We start from the raw sequence: 18,118 nt of genomic DNA, 5'->3' as shown, positions 1-18,118 counted from the left end.
CTCTTCCTCCTGGGCAAAGAATGCTATAATGCTGCTTCGTAAATCTGCCTTACGTCTTTCTCGGATGGGTCTCTCGGATTGGGAATAAAGAGTCTCGCCTGTTTTAGTCCGCCCTCTACAAGCTTTGACAGATCGCTTTTCTTTACACCATAATCTCTGAGTTTGTACGAAATGTTGACAATATTCAGCAGGCCCTTGATTGCATCCACGGACTTCTTGGCTGCCTCGTAGGGGGAAAGGCCTTGAATGTTTTCTCCCATGGTCTCAGCAATTCGTGCGTACTTCTCCATGTTCCCCATGAAATTGAAATTTACAATGTGGGGGAGCATAATAGCATTTGACTTTCCATGGGCCATATGAAAGTCGGTGCCAAGAGGATAGGAAAGACCGTGCACTGCCCCGAGGCCGCCGCTTGTAAAGGCCATACCGGCAATGGAGGCTGCAAAAAGCATATTGTATCTCGCCTGAACATTCGTGCCCTTGGAGTAAGCTATGGGGAGGTTATGAGCAATGAGACTGATCGCCTGAAGGGCCAGCACCTCCGCAAAGGGGGTGGTATTAACCGAGACATAGGATTCGACTGCATGAACCAGGGCGTCGAAGCCGGTGTCTGCTGTCACGGAAGGAGGCATGGAAAGGGTCAGCATGGGATCGAGAAGGCCCACCTCAGCGAGGTTATAGTTCGTATAGATAACCTTCTTTGTATTATCCGTTTCATCGGTAACTACGAAGACCCGGGTCACCTCGCTTCCTGTCCCTGCTGTGGTAGGAATAAGTATCTTAGGAATACCGCGTTTTGGAACCATGTCGATGCCTGTGTAGTCGAGTACCTTCCCTTTGTTTGTGGCAACGATGGAGACACCTTTTGCCACGTCGAGGGAACTTCCGCCTCCAAAGCCTACGATTGTGTCACATTTGTTGTCAATAGCTGCTTGAGCGCCTGCATCTACCACCCTTGCAGGGGGTTCCGGTTCCACCTTATCGAAGACCTCATACTTGATGCCCTGGCTCTTGAGGGCATCAAGTATCACCTGAACCAGCCCTGCCCGAACCACACCGGGATCTGTAACGATAAGGACCTTTTTGCCCCCGAGGGCTTTTACTTCAGATCCCGCCTGCTGGGCAGCACCCTTGCCAAGAATCACCTTGTTGGGGGAAAAGAAAATGCTTGTCTTTTCAATTTCACTAAATGCCTTATTCACGGTACACCTCCGTTAGTTACTTTTTTTGAAATTTCTCCCTCAGGGTACCAAAGATCCCTTTTGGAAGAAACATGATCAGAACAACCAGGGCGATACCATAGATGATCTGAGATATGCTTGTGTACGTTCCGCCATAGGCTGCCCTTATATACTCTTCGAGGGAGACGATAATGGCCGAACCTATGAAGGGTCCCCAGAGAGTGAACATACCTCCCAGAATAGCCTTGAAGGGGATGGAAAGGGACATCCCCACCCCGCAGACGGTCTCAGGGGATAGATAAAGGAGATACTGAGCGTAGATAGTACCCCCCAGGGCGGTGAAGAACGTACTGATCATGGTAATGGCCATCTTGTTCTTGATGATATTGACTCCAAGGGAAGATGCGGCAAGTTCGTCCTCGCCGATCGCCATCAGGGCTTTTCGCATGTCGCTCCTGTCAATCAACCGCCAGACAAAGAGGACAAGGCAAAGAGCCACGAGGGCGATATAGTAAAAGTAGATTCTATTATCAAACTGGAAAAGCCAGGGCGACGTCCCCACGGATTTGACTGTCAGGCCCAGAGACCCACCCGTCACTTCCCTGAAAGCTACAACAAGGAGTGCCACCAGTTCAGCCACGGCGAGGGTGACCAAGGCAAAATAGTCTCCGATTACACCGAAGCGAAAGCATGCATACCCGAGGACAGCCCCCATGAAACAGGCCGCCGCGCCTCCCGCAAACATGCCTATCCAGGGCGAGAGCCCAAAATTATTAAAAAGGAGGACGGTGACATAGGCCCCCGTTCCCATGAAAGCCCCGTGTCCCAGAGAGACAAGGTAAAAGCGGCCCATAAAGGACCAGGCGGTGGCCACAAGGGACCAGATGAAGATAATGGTCACCACGTTGATTATATACGTTGAGATTGGCAACATGGGCAGGATTACGAGACACACGAAGAGGACAGCCGGTACCACTTTTCCGATCTTTCCCGCGCAGTTCATGACGACACCCCTGTTCCGAGGATGCCTTGCGGCCGTATGAGCATGACGAGAATGAAGATAACGAGAACGACTATCTCGGCAATTTCAGTTGAAGTAAGTACCGCAGCCACAGAAGTGATGATCCCGATGAGAAAAGCAGCGATGAAACCGCCAAGGAGGTTGCCCATACCGCCCAGTACCACGATAATAAATGCGGTCAGGGTAAAGGCCGAGCCAAAATGGGGATGAACGGTATAGATGGGAACAAAGAAGGCGGCTACAATAGCCGTGAGGACTCCCCCCCAGCATCATAGTCACATAGTAGACCATTTTGGGGTTAATACCCATGAGTTTTGCAACCTCAGTGTCCTGGGCAACAGCCCTGATTGCCAGACCAAGATAGGTTTTGTTGAGGAAGAGATAAAGCAGTCCCATGACTACCAGGGCCCCGATGAAGGCAATGAAACTGGAGGTTCTGATGAAAATGTTACTGATCTCGATGACGGGGAGGTCAAAGGGAATGCCCCGGTAATCCGCCCCCCATACAAAGAGGGCGAAGTTTTCGAAGATTATGATCAGGCTTGCGAGCGCAAGGAGCTGATTGAGTCGCAGTGCAGTCAGGAGGGGTCTGATGACCACAAACTGGGTCAGGAACCCGACGAGTCCCATCACTACGATGGCGAGAAAGATGGCGAGAAAGATGGGCAGCCCTAACTGCTCGTAGAACATGTAAATTATGTAGAACCCCATCATGACGAATTGACCGTAAGCGAGGTGAATGATCTTGACGACCCCGAAGATGAGATTGAGGCCGAGTGCAAGGAGTGCAAAAACCCCCCCAAGCAATATTCCGTTGATAAGTGCGTTTAGTAGTTGTTCACCCATAGTATCCCCTAAATGCCGAGGTAAGCTTTCCTGATATACTCGTTCTTGTCGAACTCCTCTTTGCCGCCCTCGAATACCAGTTTGCCGGATTCGAAAAGATATGCGTAGTTTGCAAGCTGTAAAGCCTTGACGGCATTCTGCTCCACCATAAGGATGGAGTATCCCCGTTCCTTGATCTGCTCCACGAAGTTGAAGATGCCCTGGATTACCTTTGGGGCCAACCCAGCCGAGGGCTCATCGAGTATGAGAAGCTTCGGTTTTGACATAAGACTTCGCGCTACGGCAAGCATCTGCCGTTCGCCACCACTCATGGATCCGGCTATCTGTGTCTGCCTCTCCTTCAGTCTCGGAAAGAGAAAGAAGACCTCGTCCAGGGATTCCTGGAACTGCTTCCGCACCCTCGGGATGTAGCTCCCTATCTTCAGGTTCTCGTACACGCTCAGGCCGGGAAAGAGTCTCCCCCCCTCGGGCACAAGGGCTATTCCTGTTGCTGCTATCTCATGTGCCTCTTTCGTGTCGACCCGCTCGCCATCGAGATAGATTTCGCCGCTCCGTATCCGCTCAAGTCCGGAGATAGCCTTCATAAGGGTTGTCTTTCCGGATCCATTCGGGCCGAGAACAATAGTAGTCTGTTTGGACTTGACCTCGAGGGAGACATTGGAGAGCGCCTTAAACTCACCATAAAAAACACTGACATTTTGAACGCTTAACACGGTAGTTTCCTTCCTTCTTTATTCTTAGCCAAGGTATGCCTCCAGTACACACGCATCATTTGCTATCAATTGAGGCGTCCCGTCTGCAATCAGCCGTCCATAATCAAAGACCACCACCCGATCCACGAGACTCATGAGAACGGAGAGTATATGCTCGACCCAGATGATGGTGATGCCCATCTCTTCCCTTATTTTTTTGAGGACGGTTGATGCCTCTCCCAGTTCGTCATGGTTCAGTCCACTTAAGATTTCGTCGGCCAGAAGGAGTCTCGGCTTTGTAGCCAAGGCCTTTGCCAGTTCGAGTTTTCTCAGGTCAACGGCGGTAAGTTTGTCCGGCATGGCATCTTTATCGAGCTTTAGCCCTACAAAGTCGATAAGTCTCACTGCTTCATCCTTCATGGCTTCCCGTGCATGTTTCTTGGGTCGCTCGGCATTGCCAAAAACAAGACCCAGGAGCACGTTGTCCAGAATGCTCATGCCCTTGATGGGTCGAGGAATTTGGAAGGTGCGAGTTATTCCCGCGTGACATATGCGATCAGGGGTAAGGGCAGTCATGTCATGACCTTCGAATATCACGTGCCCGGATGTGGGTTTATATGCTCCGGATATGACGTTAAAAAGGGTGGTCTTACCTGAACCGTTGGGTCCGATGAGGCCTACAAATTCGCCTTCCTCCACCGAAAAGGAAACATCTCTTAACGCATGTACACCACCAAAGTTTTTCACAATCTCTTTTATTTGCAGCATCAACGAACCTCTCGTTAAAATCCGGAGGGCTGGTTTTACCACGCCCTCCGGTTCCATTTACACTATTTTACCGCATACGGAGAATCTGCGGGTATCGGGAGCTTGGGTTCGGCTGTCCGCAAGCTTGCCGGCCATACGATCTCCACCTTGCCATTGACCCACTGGCTTACCACGGGATAAGACCTCAGGTTCTGCCCGGCGTACTTGTGTTCGGGGGGCGCAAATTTAACCCCATAGCCGCTTGGTGTTCCACCCTCAGGTATATCGATTTCGAGGGCTGCCTGCCGTATCGTATCCGGTGTGATCTTTCCGTATTTCTCCAGTGCCAGGGGCATAACATTGTTGAGGAGCACCCATGCGTGGGAAAATCCCTGTGTGGCGTGGGTTTCCGGGTCGGATTCTTTATATTTTTCCTTGTACCTCTTCAGGAATTCACCAACCAAATCGCCTATGCCAGGTTTAAGCTTTTTTAAATCAAGGAGTTGTGCAGGGGCAGGGTCTACATTGCATACATAGTTGACCATGGACCTACCCAGGGATTTTTCCATTTCACGAAAATTGGCGTAACCAGCTCCATGGCCTATGAGTCCTTTCCACTTAAGACCGAGTTCTCTTGACTGCCGGAGGAAGAGCACCACATCTGGGAAGTAGCCGGTATGGAGCATCACATCAGGGTTGGCCCTTTTTACTTTAAGGACCAAAGATGAGAGATCTTTCGCAGTATGGGTGTAAGCCTCGGTAAGGCCTACAGGCATCTGATATTTCTTTGCCCTGTCGAGGTTTGCCTTCGATACGATCGTTCCATACGGTCCATCCTCATAAGCAACAGCCAGTTTTACCTGGCTCGGTTTGCTGTAACCGAGTTTTCCGTAAATCTCGGACAGCATATCCACGGAGGAGTTACCCCACTGGGAACCCATTGGCTGGATACGAAAAACATATTTCAGATGTCTGTCTTCAAGAACTTTATCGGAAATGGCGATGCTGATCCAGAAGATGGTCTTATTCTTATCGGCAATCGGAGCGAGAGGCACTGCAATGGAACTTGAAAAAACCCCGACAATAACAGGTACCTTTTCAACAGATATAAGCCTCCCCGCTTCACGGATCGCTACTTCCGGGTTGCTCTGGGCATCAGCCTCTACAGCCTTTACCTTATATTTCCCTGCTACCCCTCCTCTTGCATTTATCATGTCGATCGCGATCAACGAACCTCTTTGTCCGGAAAGACCACCGGCCGGAGCGAATGGACCTGTCAGGGAGTGTAAAACCCCGACCTTAATGTCTTCCTCTGCTGACGATACGGCAAATGCCGATAATAATACCAAGCCAAAAGCCAAGAACAACAACGAGCACCTTTTCATAAAACCCTCCTTAAGTTTATTTAGTAGGTTGGTGGGCTGATTACCCACAGTATCTCTGCCACTTCCTCTCCATTGTTGACGAACCCATGAGGCCGGCTTGAGTTAAAATAAAAACTGTCACCCTTCCTCAAGGTGTACACATTCTCCTCAATCATTAGATCGAATTCTCCCGAAAGCACATATCCGAATTCCTGACTGCCGCTGTGGGAATAGAGGCCGTCGCTGCCTTCCTTCGGTTTCAGTATCTTTATCAGCGGTTCCATGAACTTACCATCAAGGTGCTTAACAAGAAGATAGATAGACGAATCTCCTTGCGGGTAGCGTATTTCGTACCCATGATCGCTTCTTACAACGACATCATCTTCTTGATGGTCATCAGTGATAAACAGGTCTACGAGGCGAACCCCAAGGGCGTTGGAAATATTTTTCAGAACCGATATGGATGGACTTACCAGACCCCGCTCGATTTGCGAGATATGGGCGCTTGTACATGATGAATGTTCAGAAAGATCGGAAAGCTTAAACTTCCTGCTGAGCCGGAGGGCCTTGATCTTGCCACCGAGAATCCGCAATTCCTGAATACTGTCTCTCATTCTAACCCCCTTGCCTAAGGAGATTCTAACCCCGATAAAAGTATGGTGGAACTAAAATTAAATGTCAAGGAATAAATTAAAACATACTTTATTATTTTAACTATCACTTTATTTTTACGGGGGGGGGCTTGTCAAGCTAATTGTGTAAATTTCTTATAGATGGAAAATTGGACGTGTATTTCTATTTTCGTTGTCCTCCAGTTCATTTCTTGAAACATTTGAAGCCAATACGAAATAGAGATTATGTATCTAAATATTCCCCGGTAGTAGATATAGATGCTGAACTGGCGCCAGAGATTTTGCACGAAAACGTTGTCACCGTAATTGAAAGCGAAACAATTTGGAAACCCTCCGTAACCACCTTGGGGCTCCACGTATGATTGCTTAAAGAAAAAGGTTAAGGACACAAGTCATTTCTATTTTGTCTCGACACCTCTGTTTATACCAGTTGCAATTCTCTGAAAATGCTATATCATGTCTACATCAGACTACACGATTCGACGGGAGGCAGACAATGATCGAGATTCTCAGAACCAGGCGCAGCATAAGGCAATATGAGAAAAAGGGGATTGATAAAGGCTTGGTGGATATCCTCAAGGAGGCCCTGCTCCGCTGCCCCTCATCACGTGGCAACAATCCATGGACCTTTATATTTGTTGACGATCGCGAACTGCTCCGCCGGCTTTCCCATGCAAAAGAGCACGGGTCAACTTTCCTTAAAGATGCGGCGCTGTGTATCGTGGTCTGCGGAGATGAGACAAAGTCGGACGTATGGGTGGAGGATTGCTCCATCACCTCAATTGTTGTACAGCTTACAGCTCATTCATTAGGTCTTGGAACATGCTGGATTCAGGTCAGAAACAGGTTTCACGCCGTGGAAAAGACTTCGGAGAGCTATATTCAGGAACTCCTCGGCATACCCGACCACTTGCGGGTAGAGTGCCTGATCAGTATGGGTTATCCCGCGGAAACAAAAACGCCGGTCCCCTTCGAACAACTCGAGTACGGAAAGATAAAATACAACGGTTACCGGTGATCACTGTCGGCAATCGGGGTCGGACCAAACCAACCTAATTGAAATAGGTAGTTTTATGTATTGAAAATGGCCTATTTTACGGTTTAAAGTGCTGTTTTTGAAGCAATTTAAAAAAGCATTGGGGTCTTGTTATCTGTATCCAAAATGCTGTTCATAAAACCAACATTTTTTCTCGTAATTCACGACTGAAGCCAAAAGGCCCTATGCGCGACTTGTAGATGTCGAGAATAATAGGTAAATTCCATTTTTACCTTCACAAATACTGCACATTATGGGTATAGCACTGGTTGCCAGCCAATTTTCAGTGCACGTGGACTCCGTCTTCCTGAAACTATGCCTTTGCATCTCACACGCATGATGCTCCATTGCAAATGGTAATTCATTGTTGCCGCCTTCTTCCCGTTGACATATAGATTTACAACACCGTATACTTAAACTGTAAAAAAGCAATGCCTTATATCAATGAACATTTATGGAGGCTATTATCATGCATGAAAGCATCGACAATGATGAGGAATTGAGCATCCTGTCCAAGGACGAATTAGAGGAGCTGGAAAAAGCGGTGCAATTCCATACGACGCGGCAGGGAACGAAGCTGGCGTTCCATGAATATGGAGATCCTCAGGGGCGCCCTCTTTTTTTCTACCACGGGACAGGTTCCCATGTCCACGGCATGCTCCTCCATAATCCCGGCCGGAAGCACGGCTTTCGCATCATTGCCCCGGATCGTCCTGGAGTTGCCCAATCGGATTTTCGCCACGGATGGACCATCCTGGAATACGCGCAAAACATGGCCGATCTGGCTGACGAGCTCGGAATCCATACCTTTGGGGCTATCGGCATCTCCGGTGGTGGGCCTGCCCTTATGGCCAGCGCCTTTGCTATCCCTGACCGCCTGCGCTGCGTCGTGGATCTGGCTTGCGCTATGCCCCTTTATCAAGATCAAGAAATGGTAAGACATCTGGGCGCCATGGATCGTCTCTACGCAGAGCTCGGCACGCATTTGCCCCTGCAGCTCTTTGAGATTCCCTTTTCTCTCCTCGGGATAATGCAGAAGGTCATGAAAAGTCCAAAATCTTTTGCGAAAATGTTTGATTCCAGCTTGTGCCCTGCCGATAAAGAACTGTTCAAGCTCCCAGATTTACAATACCTGTTCATGCGTGACTTTCAGGAACTCTTTCGTCATGGGGCCGAAGGACCGGCCTATGATGCTCAAACAGTGTATAAGGAATGGGGCTTCAACCTTGCTGATATCGACATCCACATAGAAGTTTACCAAGGTACAGCGGACATTTTTATTCCCCAACAATTCAGCGAGTATTTAGCCCTTACCGCCAAAGATGTCCATCTCAATCTTATTGAAGGCCAAGGGCATTTTTATCATCTTGCCTACGGTTACCAAATGCTGAAAAAAGTTAATGATATATATTAGGTGGGAAATGGATATGCGGAAAAACAGACAAAAGGAAAACAGGCAGTAAGTACAGCTTCCCGTAATCCACGCAGACAGCATTTTAGCTTTCATAGCGGCTTTCAAACTGCTAAACGGCCTGAATTAGCTAATTTATCTTAACTTCATAAGGAATTATGCGATAATGATAATCAAGCACAAATTTGCTTAAACTACTATTCCTCGAAAGGCCCACGTGAATGAACATTATTAATCCTGAAAAAGATCCGCGAAGAAACCGTCTTCACATTACAATCATCGCTGCCGCAACGATCGCGACCATTCTTATCAGCCTGCATTATCTATACTCCGGCTCATTTATTGTGTTTCAGAATCTTTTCTATATCCCCATTATACTGAGCTGCATGTATTACACGATGAGAGGGTTTGTATACTCTGTTTGCCTTGCAGTTTTCTATTTGCTGTTGATCATCGTCTTTACATCGGAAAGCAATATCATCACGCAGGCATTGATAAGGGTAGCTCTGTTCATCGGTATCGCTGGAGTCGTCACTTTTTTATCGACACGGCGCAAGCGGGCAGAAAGGTTGCTGCTGAAGAGCGAAGAGAGATTTCGTTCCCTCTTTGAAAATTCTGTACAAGGCATTTACCAGACCACCCATGAAGGACGATTTCTCTCAGCCAACCGAGCCCTTTCAGAAATGTTCGGATACGATTCCCCTGAAGAACTTATTAGCTCTGTTAACGACATAGGGAGCCAGCTCTATTTCAACCCGGAACAACGATTGGAGCACCTCCGGATATTGGGTGAACGGGGAGTAGCTGATAATTATGAAGCTGAGATGTACCGGAAGGACGGAAGTATCATATGGGTTTCCATGACTACCAGGGTGGTGCGTGATCGTGCCGGTATACCTTTCATAAACGAGGGTTTTGCCGAAAATATCACCGAGCGCAAGCAGGCCGAGGAAGCACTACAGGCGAGCGAAGAAAAATACCGCAATATCTTCGATGATGCAATTCTCGGAATCTATCAAACCACCCCTGATGGATGCATTTGCAGTGCTAATCCTGCCCTTGTAAAAATGTATGGGTATGATACATCTGACGAGTTAATCAATAATGTAACTGCAGCGCAGATGTACGTCAATTCTGAAGATAGAGAAATATTTAAAAGAATTTTATCTAAGGAAGGAAAGGTAGAACAGTACGAGGTACAGTTTCGTAAACGTAACGGAGAGATATTCTGGGTTTCAATTAATGCTCATACCGTAAGGGATGGACAAGGCAATATAACACATTACGATGGGACAATTGAGGAAATTACCGAGCGCAAACGTTTGGAGGAGGCCCTGGAAAACGATCAAATACGCCTGATAAATGATCAAATACGCCTGACAGCAGTGCTGGATAGCATTGATGCACTTGTGTATGTGGCGGACTTCAATTCTTATGAGGTCCTGTTTTTAAACAAGTATGGTCACGAAGTATGGGGTGATATAGTAGGGCGGAGATGCTGGGAAACGATTCAGGAAGGTCAGGGGGGTCCATGTAAATTTTGTACAAACAACAGGTTGCTGTCCGATTCCGGAATCCCGACAGGCGTGTATCGTTGGGAATTTCAGAATACAAAAAACAGTAACTGGTACGACTGCCGAGACCAGGCAATACGTTGGATTGACGGACGGCTGGTTCGTTTGGAAATCGCCACTGACGTTACCGAACGTAAACTTACCGAAGAGGAAATACAAAACCTCCTCTCAGAAAAGGAACTCATCCTCCGTGAGGTACATCACAGGATCAAGAACAACATGACCGTGATCGTGAGCCTCCTCTCTCTACAAGCAGACGCACTGGAAGACAATCCACCGGCTATTGCTGCCCTTGAGGATGCGGGCAGCCGTGTCCGGAGCATGATGGTTCTCTATGACAAGCTATATCGATCGGCCGATTTTAGAAAAATATCAACAAAGGAATACCTCCCCTCTCTGGTTGATGAAATTGTCGGCAATTTCCCCAACCGGGGATTGGTCACCATTAAAACACAGATCGATGATATCATCTTTGACGCAAAGACCTTATCACCTTTGGGTATGATTCTGAATGAACTGCTTACAAACGCAATGAAGTATGCATTTACCGGCAGAGAAAACGGCATAATAGCGGTATCTCTTTCGGCAAAGGATAACCATGTAACCCTAATGATACAGGATAACGGTGTTGGAATTCCTGAATCAATTGATATTACAGCCTCTACCGGATTTGGTATGCAGCTTGTCGGTATATTAACAGAACAGCTCGAAGGAAGCATGACGTTTGGACGGGATAATGGAACAAAGTTTATTCTGGAATTTGAAGTATGATGGATAACATAGCTGGAACCAGAAAATACGCCATTCCTCTTTTTAAGTAGGGACGCTACCAATGAATATACTATGAAAAAAATCATAAACTATCTACCCTTTTTTGCCTTATTTCTCTTGCCTTTATTGTTTTATCCTTGCGTTGCTACATCAGACTGAAGAAGCAGCAGCGATGTCCACGCTCTTTTTGAATTTGCGTCATCACTGCTCGCCATAACGGCAGGAATAATGGTTCTTTATCATCAAAACATGCCCTCCATATCAGAACTATAATACCACTATCATTATAATCCCCCTTGAATAAAAACACACCATTTGGCATAATAAAACTGGGCTTAATACTGAAAAAAAAGTTCTCATTAACGCAACATTTTACCATAACTGGTTTATGGGTTGCCGGGCAAGCGGATTAAACAGGGCTGAGGCGAACCCCGGGACCTGGCAATATATGTAAGATAGGATGGTTTTAGCTTTTAACATATGACAGGGTAGGGTATGCCACAATAGCATGAAAATCGAGAAAGAGCCGATCAAGATTATTGTCCGTTGAGCCATGAATAGTAGTTTCCGCACAAGTAAACAGCGGCAAGGGGGTTATGGCCCGTCACCCTGTCCTTTACCGCCAGCACAGTTGTCGGCGCTTCTGCATATTTGAAAAAGAGTGAGTCGTGACCGACGCAGAGTCCCAACAAAATGTTAAATTCACTTTTTGCTTCGTTGACGATCATAGCCTGGAGAATGGGGTTGCACATGGATTCGTGTTCCCCGATATAAATCTTCTCGTTCTCTTTCACGCCGATCTCTTCCTTAGGGATAGCCCCGACTTTACAAATGACAGATACTACTTCAAAGCCCTGGTTTTTCAATATATCATTAACAATGGATGCCTCTTTTGCAAGACCGGCACAGAAAACGAGACCGAGGCGGGTATATTCCATCTTCCGGGCAAATTCGCAGATCTCCTGAATCCTCGGTTTTGTCGGATGCATGGTATAGGGTCTCTTGTCCCGTCCTGCGTAGCATTCCCCTTCCTGTATGGATGTCTGACGGGCAAATTCACCGATGTCACTATTTTCATAATGCTTCTTTGCCTGAGCAACCAACTTTTTCATGCCGGTCGTGGGACATCCTTTTGATCCCTTGCCTTTGCGGCTTACGCAAATACGCTCTTTTACCGGATATCCGCAACTTGCACAGTTAGATAGATTACCCTTCTTCATATAACCTCCTCTTATGTACAATCTTATTGCATAAAAGCCCTGAGGAGTCTACAAATTGTTGAAAAACGCTTGACATTTTATGAGCATATGCTTACAATGTGTGCATGTCGAGACCGAAGAAGTGCAGATGCGTCAACTGTTCTCCTAATAGCTCTTGCTTTAAACCAAGGGGTATCCCCCTTATTCAGCTTGAAGAGGTCTCCTTAAACATGGATGAATTAGAAGCAATACGGCTTGCTGATTATGAAGGATTCTATCACGAGAAGGCAGCGGAGCATATGGGCATCTCACGCCCCACATTTGGTCGTATCCTCGACGGCGCGCGCCGTAAGGTTGCCGATGCCATTATTAACGGAAAGGCGCTCCAAATAAAGGCTGTGAATAGTGAATAGCAAAAAGTGAAAGACAGTAGCCTAATATCAAATTCCAAAATTGGTCATTGAAATTTGCAGTAAAAAAACGGAGGTTAATCAATGAAAGTATGTTTTGCAGTTCAGGAAGATCAGGGAATTGAGAGTATAGTGTACGGCCATTTCGGTTCTGCCCCAATATTTATCGTTGTCGACACGGAACTCCAGAAGACGGTTACGGTTAACAACAGGGACTTAAACCATGTTCACGGTGCATGCAGCCCGATTAAGGCAATCGGAGGACAGGACATAGAGGCGGTGGTTGTCGGCGGTATAGGCGCAGGTGCCATAAGGGGACTTAATGCGGCAGGAATCAAGGTCTACGGGTCGGTAAAAGAGACAGTGAAGGACAATCTCAATTTGCTGATAGAAAACAAGCTCCCGGAATTGAGCATGTTCAACGCATGCAGCGGTCATCAGGGCGGCGGATGCGGACATTGAGAATTAAGAGTGAAACGTGCAAGTATTAATCCTGCCGAAGGCGGGACAAGGTGAAAAGATACAAACGATTCAAATAAGCAGGAGGACAGCATGCCCATATATGAATATAGATGCAAAGATTGCGGCGGGATAAGCGAATTTATAGTCTTCGGCAAAGACGATGAGTTGCACTGCAGATCGTGCAATAGTGAAAATCTTGAAAAACTGTTGTCGGCCCATAATACGAAAGGCTCGGGCGGCAGCTTTGCATCCGACAGTCCGGCAAGTTGCTGCGGAGCTCCGGGTTCCTGCGGGAGTCCGGGTAGCTGCTGCGGAGGATAGATTAATACCTGCTTAAATCAGGTGTAGGTATTTTGATGAATGTTATTGTACTCATATTTGTCGCCCTGTTCCCACTCGTTTCGTATGCCTCGATATCAAATGAAGATTGCCTTGGATGCCACGACAAATATAAAGAATCCAGACATGGACAGACAACGACATGTGTCCAATGCCACGACGATATCGGCTCCGTGCCCCATGATGAAAAGCTGAAAAGACCATCCTGCAAAGCCTGTCACAGCAAAGCTGCAGCGGAGTATAAACGAAGCATTCACAGCGAGAAAAACCTTTCCTGCAAAGACTGCCACAGCGTTCATTTTCCAGCAGGAGAGAAAAAGGGCTGTCTTTCATGTCATTCGGGGGTATCTCATGCATCTCTGCCCTCCAGTGAAAAGCACCTCAAGGCAATCGACTGTCTTGTCTGTCATGGAAAATCAGAAAAAGGTGAAGTCAGGATACACATAGATACGGGCAAGAAAGACCCCATAAAAAGGGAAACTATTGATCCTGACGGAAATCAGTTTATAGACCATAACGAATGGAATAATCTTCAGGCGCTGCTTCAAAAAGTGCCCACGGGCAAGGGAGAGATAAAAAAACAGTTTTCGGCAAAGACAGAGCCTCATTCAGTTACAAAAAAGCCTTTGTCATGCAAAAGCTGCCATAGCGACGGGGGTATTTTTCAACAGGCAAGAGTGACAATCATGGGGAAACAATCCTATGAACTTTCCGCAGACCGGAAGATCTTCATCCCTGAGTTGCCCTCTATCGAAGATTACAAGCATACAGTCCACGGGAAAAAAGGCATTGAGTGCTCTGATTGTCATACCTCCCAGAAGCGGATCGATGATAGCGCCTGTATAACCTGCCACGACAAATTATATAGCATTTATAAAGATACGGCTCACTCTGTGAAGGGTGCAGCCCGTTGTACTGATTGCCATAACCCCCATCACGTAAAGGCATATAAAGAGCTGAGCGCCCCCGAAAGGCTTTCGGTATGCGTGCGCTGTCACAAGGACTATATTAATAAACACAAATGGCTGCCCAATACGGTTCTGCATTTCCACTACCTCGAATGTTCCACCTGTCACAGCCCAAATTCGACAAAGAGCATGGTCTTCAGCTTTGTTGTCAAAGAAGGCGATAGAACGGCTCCTCTCAAGTATCAAGACTTAGAAAAAGTATTCGGAAAAAATGTTGAATTGGAAAAATTGATTGACCGTAATGGAGACGGCACGGTTTTCTGTAAGGAATTGGCCGGTTTCTTTATCGAGTTAAGAAAGAGGCTTCAGAAAGAGGTCACCATAAGCAGTTCGATTGTTGTCACAAAGGCTTTTCACAACTACTCAGAAAAGGATACAAAGAGCAAGGTATGCGCCACTTGTCATTCGGAAAAAGCCCCATTTTATGAGTCCATGTTCCTTTCTGTACCTGACGGAGATAAAATTATCCATATCCCCGTCAAGGGTCCTGTGCTCTCAGCGTTTCCAACATCGGTGTTTATAGATATATGCCTTTTAGGCGAAGGGAAGATGCGCGCCAAAGATTTTGACAGCATCCTTAAGACGGGCTGGAAAGATAAGTCCCAGGTGATAGATGAACTTGGTTTCAAAGTAATCGATCTCATTGGCATAGTCTTTTCTCTGTTGATTTTGTTCGGGATTGCCGTCCATATATTCTTAAGGATTGTGGTGAAAAAATGAGTAAATCATACCTCCATTCATTACCGCTCCGTATATGGCACTGGGCAAACGCATGTATCGTTCTTGTCCTCATCATAACCGGCATTCAATTGAGGGTACCTTCGATTCAAATCCTGCATGATTACAGATATGCGGTTCTTCTCCATAAATATTTCGGCTATGCCATGACAGGTTCCTTCCTCTTCTGGTTTTTTTATTACCTGGCGACGGGCGGGCTGACAAAACATTACCTCATGGGTTTCGAGGATATAAAAGGCATGCCCCGGCAGGCGTTGTACTATATATTTTCGATTTTCAGAGGAGAAAAAAATCCTTTTAAACCTTCCCCTGACAACAAATTCAATCCCATGCAAAAACTTGCCTACTCATCAGTTATGCTTGTTTTTGTTCCCATTATTGTTATTACCGGGGTTCTCTTCAGCGACATACTTTTCTTCTTTTCATGGATTAAAGCCCTGGGAGGGTTGCGAATCCTCGACGCGGTCCACGTTGCTGCGGCGTACGTTTTTATCTTATATCTTCTCGTACATCTCTACATGACAACCCTGGGGCCGAAGCTTCATTCCCACATCAAAGGCATGATAACAGGGTATGAGGAATAATCGGGCACTTTAATTCAGGTTTTACCCTCTCAATCCCACCATTAAAAATAATCAGAAACCCAGTTGATCCGAGGAGTCAGCCATATTTTTAATTAAGTTTGATGAACTCGCCAAGGGTGAGGACACGTACAGGCAGCTTCTTTCTTCATTAGCCCAACTTAGCGGATTCGAAGGATATGTCGATCAGAAGTCCTTTAATATCAAGTGGTGCCTCTAAAAAGTCTTCACTACATTTTGTTTATTCACATCTTCTTTGGCCACCATGCGGGGGGAGGACTGTTTAGGGAAAGAGAGCCGTAGTTGCTGGAGCAGGATCTGCAGTTCCGGTTCAGGTCGGGTATACCGGGACATGATCACTGTGCGGCCGTCGGTTGTCGGAAGATGCACATCTATCATCTGGACGACGCTGAACTTCTCCAGAACAGCCCGGGGCATTAATCCGGGTGCAAGAGCGCTGAGACGATGGCGTAGCGTCACATGGAGGGCATATGCCATGAAGGCCACAAAGATGTGTGCTTCGATACGCCTTTCTTCCTGATGATGGATCGGCCTGAGTGCCAGGTCTCCTTTGAGGTTCTTGAACGCTTCTTCGACATGAACCAACTGAGTATAGAACTCCCACATCTCGGCGGGATCGCGGCCGATCAGGTTGGTTCTAAGGAGATACCTCCCCTCCCGGCGCTTGGCTTTCCGCAGCCGGTCCTTGCGCAGGGAAAACCGGAAGGGTTCATCTGTTGTGGGAATATGGATTTCCACAAGCCTCCATGCCGACGGTGATTGCTGACGGGCTGCCCCCAGTTTGAGGAGTAGCTGGTCCCGGGTTAACTGCATGTCCTGCAACTGATGAAGACGTTTCCACAGCCGCTTCAGTTGACGCTGCCGCATCGAGCGTTCCTTATGGATGCGGTCCCTGCTTTGCGCCAGCACATAGACCTCATTATCCTGAGGAAGCAGCTTCACATCCACGCCATCTCGGACCCTATGCCACGGTTGGTCAGTCAATGCCTTCTCATAACGGCTCAGGCGTCCTTTGGGTGTTCCCACCAGGTAGTATACAGGAGGGGCGCCCGTGCGCATATTCTGTAATACATTTTCTGTTGGAATGCCCCGATCCATCACCCATATACGTTCAGCTTTGCCGTACTGTTCCTCGATTTTCTCAAGAAACTCCTGCAGGGTAGTATTGTCGGCGGTATTTCCCGCCATCACCTCATAGGCCAGGAGGAACCCTTCGGGGGTAACAATCAGGGCAATGACTACCTGCACGCAATCGAACCGTTTGTCCCTGCTGTAGCCGTACCTTCGCTTGTCCCCCTCCGGGAAGGGAGGATCGCTCTCGAAGTAGGTGCTGGTCAGGTCATAGAGGAGGACATCGAACTTCGCGTTGAACAAGTCTCTCCAGCGTTGCGTCAAATAGTCGAAGAATGCCCGCTTATGTTCAATGAGCAGGTCCAGACACGCATAGAGCTTATGGATCTCTACCAGTTCAAAACCGGCTCCCAGAAGATCGGCCATTGCGCTTGTCTCATACCAGTGCCGGTGAAACCGCCATTCGCTCCCCGGATCGATCAGGCAATAACAGCAAAGCGCCTGGACGATAAGGTCCCACCGTGTCCCTTTGCGGCTCGGGGGCAGTCTTTCTCCCCAGAATGTACCGAGACCCAGTTGCTCATACAGCGTACATGCCAGCCAGCACGCACCCCACTGTCGGGGCCGGCGCAGCTCTATGTCCTTCAGCCGAACCTTCACTACCTGATTGTCGTCGATCTCATAAGAGCGATCCTCGGGAAAGAGCGCCATCGTCTTTGGGGATCCATCCTCAAAGACTTCAATTGTCCTACGCCATGCCTCGCGTTGAGTATCGTTTATCTCACCGAGGTAGAGTACCTGTCTCTGAACAACCCTCCCGCCTGCGACCCGGCGGTTCTCCACCACGCTCCAATAACGGTGTTCTTTACCATCTTTTTTACGATTCGTGCAACGGAGGAACATGGTACCTGCAGGATACCATTTGCCCCATATTTCTGAAAAGGGGGTAGGTCTTCACTACAGCCAGTTTTGGGGGGTCATGGGCTTGCAACCTATTGGAATTACGTGACCTGAAAAATAATATTAACGATTCTGAGGGTCGAATCCGCTAAGT

At 47.5% G+C, this 18,118-nt stretch carries 18 protein-coding genes; 9 read left to right on the top strand and 9 right to left on the bottom strand.

The window, feature by feature from the left end; all coding sequences use genetic code 11:
• Positions 1-23 precede the first annotated feature (23 nt).
• The 3 genes from NTX75_09010 to NTX75_09000 are packed head-to-tail and all read right to left on the bottom strand — an operon-like array spanning position 24 to position 2,423.
• The gene (locus NTX75_09010; GenBank protein ID MCX5816362.1) at positions 24-1,202 is read right to left on the bottom strand and encodes an iron-containing alcohol dehydrogenase; all 1,179 of its coding nucleotides are present in this window, start codon (positions 1,200-1,202) and stop codon (positions 24-26) included.
• A 16-nt stretch (positions 1,203-1,218) separates the two neighbouring features.
• A complete protein-coding gene (locus tag NTX75_09005) occupies positions 1,219-2,184 on the bottom strand; it encodes a branched-chain amino acid ABC transporter permease (GenBank protein MCX5816361.1) in 966 nt (321 codons plus the stop codon).
• Entirely contained in the window at positions 2,181-2,423 is a 243-nt protein-coding gene (locus NTX75_09000; GenBank protein ID MCX5816360.1) for a hypothetical protein, read from the bottom strand. The genes NTX75_09005 and NTX75_09000 overlap by 4 nt, the downstream gene beginning before the upstream one ends.
• On the opposite strand from NTX75_09000, the gene NTX75_08995 reads away from it, so the two are divergent.
• Positions 2,422-2,877, top strand: a complete 456-nt coding sequence (locus NTX75_08995; protein ID MCX5816359.1) for a hypothetical protein — start codon at positions 2,422-2,424, stop codon at positions 2,875-2,877. The genes NTX75_09000 and NTX75_08995 overlap by 2 nt on opposite strands.
• Positions 2,878-3,056: 179 nt before the next feature.
• Here the strand turns inward: NTX75_08995 and NTX75_08990 are convergent, their stop codons facing one another.
• From NTX75_08990 to NTX75_08975, 4 genes are all read right to left on the bottom strand, one after another.
• Complete coding sequence (locus NTX75_08990) at positions 3,057-3,761, bottom strand: ABC transporter ATP-binding protein (protein MCX5816358.1); 705 nt, start codon at positions 3,759-3,761, stop codon at positions 3,057-3,059.
• Positions 3,762-3,785: 24 nt separating this feature from the next.
• On the bottom strand, positions 3,786-4,508 hold the full coding sequence (locus NTX75_08985) for an ABC transporter ATP-binding protein (protein ID MCX5816357.1): 723 nt from the start codon (positions 4,506-4,508) through the stop codon (positions 3,786-3,788).
• A gap of 62 nt (positions 4,509-4,570) precedes the next feature.
• The gene (locus NTX75_08980) at positions 4,571-5,872 is read right to left on the bottom strand and encodes an ABC transporter substrate-binding protein (protein MCX5816356.1); all 1,302 of its coding nucleotides are present in this window, start codon (positions 5,870-5,872) and stop codon (positions 4,571-4,573) included.
• 20 nt (positions 5,873-5,892) lie between these two features.
• A complete protein-coding gene (locus tag NTX75_08975; GenBank protein MCX5816355.1) occupies positions 5,893-6,465 on the bottom strand; it encodes a cupin domain-containing protein in 573 nt (190 codons plus the stop codon).
• 514 nt (positions 6,466-6,979) lie between these two features.
• On the opposite strand from NTX75_08975, the gene NTX75_08970 reads away from it, so the two are divergent.
• From NTX75_08970 to NTX75_08960, 3 genes are all read left to right on the top strand, one after another.
• Positions 6,980-7,501 carry a nitroreductase family protein gene (locus NTX75_08970; protein ID MCX5816354.1) on the top strand — a complete coding sequence of 174 codons (522 nt, stop codon included), beginning with the start codon at positions 6,980-6,982 and terminating at the stop codon, positions 7,499-7,501.
• A 487-nt stretch (positions 7,502-7,988) separates the two neighbouring features.
• Positions 7,989-8,933 carry an alpha/beta hydrolase gene (locus NTX75_08965; protein MCX5816353.1) on the top strand — a complete coding sequence of 315 codons (945 nt, stop codon included), beginning with the start codon at positions 7,989-7,991 and terminating at the stop codon, positions 8,931-8,933.
• Between the two features lie 218 nt (positions 8,934-9,151).
• Positions 9,152-11,275 (top strand): PAS domain S-box protein, encoded by a 2,124-nt coding sequence (locus tag NTX75_08960; GenBank protein MCX5816352.1) that lies wholly within the window; start codon positions 9,152-9,154, stop codon positions 11,273-11,275.
• Positions 11,276-11,811: 536 nt separating this feature from the next.
• Here NTX75_08960 and NTX75_08955 read toward each other — a convergent pair.
• Positions 11,812-12,495, bottom strand: a complete 684-nt coding sequence (locus tag NTX75_08955) for a DUF1847 domain-containing protein (protein MCX5816351.1) — start codon at positions 12,493-12,495, stop codon at positions 11,812-11,814.
• Between the two features lie 104 nt (positions 12,496-12,599).
• Here NTX75_08955 and NTX75_08950 point away from each other — a divergent pair, with 104 nt between their 5' ends.
• The 5 genes from NTX75_08950 to NTX75_08930 all read left to right on the top strand — a co-directional run bounded on the left by NTX75_08950 (position 12,600) and on the right by NTX75_08930 (position 15,975).
• Positions 12,600-12,887: a DUF134 domain-containing protein gene (locus NTX75_08950; GenBank protein ID MCX5816350.1), complete on the top strand. Its 288-nt coding sequence runs from the start codon at positions 12,600-12,602 to the stop codon at positions 12,885-12,887.
• A gap of 81 nt (positions 12,888-12,968) precedes the next feature.
• Positions 12,969-13,346: a diguanylate cyclase gene (locus NTX75_08945; protein MCX5816349.1), complete on the top strand. Its 378-nt coding sequence runs from the start codon at positions 12,969-12,971 to the stop codon at positions 13,344-13,346.
• Positions 13,347-13,436: 90 nt separating this feature from the next.
• Positions 13,437-13,667 carry a zinc ribbon domain-containing protein gene (locus tag NTX75_08940; protein ID MCX5816348.1) on the top strand — a complete coding sequence of 77 codons (231 nt, stop codon included), beginning with the start codon at positions 13,437-13,439 and terminating at the stop codon, positions 13,665-13,667.
• A gap of 35 nt (positions 13,668-13,702) precedes the next feature.
• Entirely contained in the window at positions 13,703-15,373 is a 1,671-nt protein-coding gene (locus tag NTX75_08935; protein ID MCX5816347.1) for a cytochrome c3 family protein, read from the top strand.
• The gene (locus NTX75_08930; GenBank protein ID MCX5816346.1) at positions 15,370-15,975 is read left to right on the top strand and encodes a cytochrome b/b6 domain-containing protein; all 606 of its coding nucleotides are present in this window, start codon (positions 15,370-15,372) and stop codon (positions 15,973-15,975) included. The genes NTX75_08935 and NTX75_08930 overlap by 4 nt, the downstream gene beginning before the upstream one ends.
• Positions 15,976-16,188: 213 nt before the next feature.
• Here the strand turns inward: NTX75_08930 and NTX75_08925 are convergent, their stop codons facing one another.
• Complete coding sequence (locus NTX75_08925) at positions 16,189-17,967, bottom strand: IS1634 family transposase (GenBank protein ID MCX5816345.1); 1,779 nt, start codon at positions 17,965-17,967, stop codon at positions 16,189-16,191.
• Positions 17,968-18,118 lie beyond the last annotated feature (151 nt).

Source organism: Pseudomonadota bacterium, from assembly GCA_026388315.1.
In the GTDB taxonomy this organism is placed as follows: domain Bacteria; phylum Desulfobacterota; class Syntrophorhabdia; order Syntrophorhabdales; family Syntrophorhabdaceae; genus MWEV01.
The sequence above is the reverse complement of the archived record's forward strand: the minus strand, read 5'-3'. Positions and strand labels throughout refer to the sequence as shown.